At 63.2% G+C, this 3,944-nt stretch carries 5 protein-coding genes; 4 read left to right on the top strand and 1 reads right to left on the bottom strand.

Annotated features, from left to right (window positions below; genetic code table 11):
• On the bottom strand, window positions 1-513 hold a 513-nt coding region (locus EN932_RS30935; RefSeq protein ID WP_164890710.1), incomplete at its 3' end, for a substrate-binding domain-containing protein.
• A 320-nt stretch (window positions 514-833) separates the two neighbouring features.
• On the opposite strand from EN932_RS30935, the gene EN932_RS30930 reads away from it, so the two are divergent.
• The 4 genes from EN932_RS30930 to EN932_RS30915 form a co-directional block, all read left to right on the top strand.
• Window positions 834-1,484: an SGNH/GDSL hydrolase family protein gene (locus tag EN932_RS30930; RefSeq protein WP_023809404.1), complete on the top strand. Its 651-nt coding sequence runs from the start codon at window positions 834-836 to the stop codon at window positions 1,482-1,484.
• Between the two features lie 57 nt (window positions 1,485-1,541).
• Window positions 1,542-2,636, top strand: coding sequence for an ROK family transcriptional regulator (locus EN932_RS30925; protein WP_013530471.1), 1,095 nt, complete (start codon window positions 1,542-1,544; stop codon window positions 2,634-2,636).
• 132 nt (window positions 2,637-2,768) lie between these two features.
• Window positions 2,769-3,461, top strand: coding sequence for an XRE family transcriptional regulator (locus tag EN932_RS30920; RefSeq protein ID WP_024503956.1), 693 nt, complete (start codon window positions 2,769-2,771; stop codon window positions 3,459-3,461).
• Between the two features lie 3 nt (window positions 3,462-3,464).
• Window positions 3,465-3,944, top strand: a 480-nt coding sequence (locus EN932_RS30915) for an extracellular solute-binding protein (RefSeq protein WP_348630213.1), incomplete at its 3' end; no start/stop codon positions are given.

Raw genomic sequence — 3,944 nt, 5'->3', positions numbered from 1 at the left:
GTCGCCCATGACCTTGCCGAAGTGCTCGGCGCCGCCCTGGATTTCGGTGGTGTAGGCGTCGGAATCGATACGCCCGGTGTGAAGGATGACCGGGATGCCGGCGGCGACCGCCTTGGCGATGCTGGCATTGGCCGACGTGCTGGTCACCGGTTGAACGATGATGGCGTCGACATGCTGTGCGATCAGGTCCTCGATATCGGCCACCTGCTTCTTCTGGTCGAAGCCGGCATCGAGCAGGATGAATTTCGAGATGCGCTTGTCCTTGGCCGCGGCGTTCTCCGCCTCATGCGCCACCTGCACCGTCCAGGTGTTTGCGTTGACACCGAAGTCGCTCATGCCGATGACCCAGGGCGGGTCCTTCTTGAACGCACCGGCGGCGGTCATGCGCGTGTCGTCGGGGCGCGGCGCCACGCCGTCCATCAGCTTGACGTCTTGCGCATGCGCCAGGGACGTCACGGCAAGCGTGGACGCAACGAGCATCCCCAGGCCGACGGTTTTCAGCAATCCTAACATTGAACACTCCTCCTTGTGGTTGCTCCGGCCTACAAATTCGTATGGCCACGAGACGCTCTCCCAATGCATGCCCCCGTCACAAACCGACCGATGCGCGCAATTCTCCCGCCCCCGAACACATGCGTGTCGAAGCCCAACTTCTGCTGGACGATGATGACGGTCGAGAACTCCTCCGGGCACTTTAGAAGCACAGCGGATTCGCCCTGTCAATAGTTAGTCAGGTTGAATGACTATTCCCTTGCTTGCCTTTCGCCGCTCCACTATCCATCATGAATGGCGCTCGCCGGCTTCGGCGCGCAGTCTGTCCCGGCGGGAAAAACATGCGATCAGTCTTGTGCTACGGCGACTCCAACACGCACGGCCAGATCCCCGGCAGGGGGCCGCTCGAGCGCTATGGTCCGGGTGAACGCTGGCCGGGCATATTGCGTTCTCAGCTGGGCCCTGACTGGTATGTCATCGAGGAGGGGTTGAGCGGCCGCACCACCGTCCACGACGACCCGATCGAGGGCGCCCACAAGAACGGCCGAACCTATCTTCGTCCTTGCCTGCAGAGCCATGCGACGCTCGACCTCGTCATCATCATGCTCGGCACCAACGATCTGAAGATCCGCTTCAACAAGCCGCCGTCGGAAGTGGCGATGGGGATCGGCTGCCTCGTCTACGACATCAAGGAGCTGGCGCCAGGTCCGGGCGGCTCGACGCCCGAGATCATGATCGTGGCGCCACCGCCGATGCAGGACGACGTCAAGGAATGGAAGTCCATATTCGCCGGCGCGCCGGAGAAATCGCGCCTGCTCGCGCTCGAGTTCGAGGTTCTGGCGGACTCGCTCGAACTGCACTTTTTCGATGCCGGCTCGGTGGTGTCGTGCAGCGAGGCGGACGGCTTTCACATCGATGCCGAGGCGCACAGATTGCTGGGCACCGCGCTCGCCCGCGCGGTCGATGCCATCGGCTGGAGCCGCTCGACATGAGCAACCATACCGCCGCCAGGCAACGCGCTCTTACCGACGGGGCGACCTTTGCCTGACATGAGATTCGCACCACCCAATCCCTTGCGCATCGCCGATCGTGCGAGCGGGCTGAATGCATTGAGCGTCCGCAGCTACAACGAGCGGCTGGTGCTGTCCCTGCTGCTTCAGAACGAAGGCATTTCGCGGATGGAAATCGGCGAGAAGACCGGCCTGTCGGCGCAGACGGCTTCAGTCATCGTTCGCTCGCTCGAGCAGGAGGGCCTGGTCTCGCAGGGCGAGGCGCAGCGCGGCCGCGTCGGGCCGCCGACGATCCCGCTTTCACTCAACCCGGAGGGCGCCTATGCGGTTGGCGTCGGCTTCAGCCGGCGCAGGATCGACATCGCGCTCATCGACTTCATCGGCACGGTGCGCTTCCACACGCAGTTGCCGGCGGATGAAGCCAATCCGTTTCCGCAAAGCAGCGATCTGTTCGGCGCGATCGGGCAAGCCATGACCAGCCTGCCGGTCGAGGCGCGCAGCCGGGTTGCCGGCATCGGCCTGGCGGTTCCCGACGATGTCGACACGATGGCTGCAACCCGCAACGGATCGAGCACCTCGCTCAAGGCCTTGCAGGCCGAGATCGAGGAACAGATCAAGCTGCCGGTTTTCGTGCAGAACGACATCACCGCTGCGGCCGGCGGCGAGAGTATGTTCGGCGTCGCAAAGCCGCTCAACGATTATCTGTTCTTCTATCTCGGAGCACGGCTGCAGAGCAGGCTCATCCTCAACCACCAGATCTACAAGGGAAACTCCAGCGCCAGCTTCGATCACGGCCTGATGCGCCTGGAGAGCGAACTGGCCATGCGCGGGCGCCCGTCCGAAATCATCTGGAGCAGCAGCCCTGAGTGGCCCGATCTGGGCGAGGCCTACAGCGCATGGCTGGGCGAGTGTTCCGACCGCCTGAAAGCGTCGATCTCCGCGCTGACCCAGTTTGTCGAGTTCAGGACGGTCGTCCTGTCCAGCTATGCGCCGCAAAAGATTGCCGAGGCCTTGTGCGACGACATCGGCCGGGAATTCCCCGGCATCGAAGCGCTGCCGGCGCGCGTCACCATCAGCCCGAAGGCCGTCGGCGCGGCAAGCCTGCCATTCAGTTCGCGCTTCATGATCCAGTGATCGAGCTGAACCGGGTTGCCGGTCGGCCGATCATGCCCTCTGCAGGTCCATCGATGATTTTCAGGTGACCAGGCGAATCCGCTTGCCAGGACGCCCCACTTAATAGCATGTTAAGTGAACCCTGAGATCGCCATGAAAATCGCTGCGGATCACGCACTCAACGACAATGCCGCGACCAGCGCCGAAGCGCGCCGCTCGACGGTATTGGGCGATCGGATCAAGGCCTATCGCACCACGCGGCGCCTGACGCTGCGCCAGCTCGGCGACATGATCGGCACCACCGCCAGTTTCCTAAGCCAGCTCGAGCGCGGCCTTTCCGGCGCCAACACCAGCACGCTGATGCTGATTGCCAATGCGCTCGGCATCAGCCTCGCCGATCTTTTCGACGAATGCGAAGTGTCGCCGCACGCGGTGCTGACACGCAGCGAGCGGCCGGCGCTGCCGACCAGCGAAGGCTACCGCAAGACGCTGCTGTCGCGCCGGCCGATCCGCGAGATGGAAGTCTATTGCGGCGAGTTCGCCGTCGGCGGCTCGACCGGCGACGTGCCCTACACGCACGGCAACGCGAGCGAGATGTTCCTCGTGCTGCGCGGACGCGTGCAACTGACGCTCGGCGAGGAGAGCTTCACCCTCGAAGAGGGCGATAGCATCGAATATTCGACCTCGACGCCCCACCGGACGATCAATGTCGGCGATACGGTGGCCGAAGTGCTGTGGATCATTGCGCCGCCGACCAGCGGCGCCGTCGACCTCGACCAATATGTAGCCCGGAAAACGCTCGCGCCCGGCCTACCAAAATCAAACAGCGAGCCATCGGAGGGTTAGAAAATGGGAAGCAGATCAAGATTGGCCGGGTTCGTCGGCGCCGCCGCACTGGCCTTGCTTGCGGCCGCCGCTCACGCGCAGAACGCGCCGCCGGCCGGGACCGTGGTGGACGGCTCGCTGAAGGGAAAGACGCTGACCTTCGTCTCCTATGGCGGCATCTACCAGGACGGCCAGGTCGCCGCCCTCAAGGAATTCGTCGACAAGAGCGGCGTCAAGCTTTTGAATGATGGGCCGACCGAAATCGCCAAGCTCCAGGCGCAGGTCGAATCAGGCAATGTGACCTGGGATGTCGTCGATACGGACGATTTTCCGCCCTTCGTGCATTGCGGAAAACTGTTCCAGAAGCTGGATTTGACCAAGCTCGACATCTCGCACATCCCGCCCGGACAGGTCGGCGAGTGCAGCGTGCCGGCGATGAACTACGGCATGGTCCTGATGTACAAGAACGACACGTACAAGGACAATCCGCCGAAGGACTGGAAG

This window comes from Mesorhizobium sp. M7A.F.Ca.US.002.01.1.1 (genome assembly GCF_004022955.1).
GTDB classification, from domain to species: Bacteria; Pseudomonadota; Alphaproteobacteria; order Rhizobiales; family Rhizobiaceae; genus Mesorhizobium; species Mesorhizobium ciceri.
The sequence above is the reverse complement of the archived record's forward strand: the minus strand, read 5'-3'. Positions and strand labels throughout refer to the sequence as shown.

Bases quoted from the DNA above. Each gene is read 5' to 3' on its own strand.
- EN932_RS30930 (WP_023809404.1), top strand. From the start codon at position 834: ATGCGATCAGTCTTGTGCTACGGCGACTCCAACACGCACGGCCAGATC.
- EN932_RS30925 (WP_013530471.1), top strand. From the start codon at position 1,542: ATGAGATTCGCACCACCCAATCCCTTGCGCATCGCCGATCGTGCGAGC.
- EN932_RS30920 (WP_024503956.1), top strand. From the start codon at position 2,769: ATGAAAATCGCTGCGGATCACGCACTCAACGACAATGCCGCGACCAGC.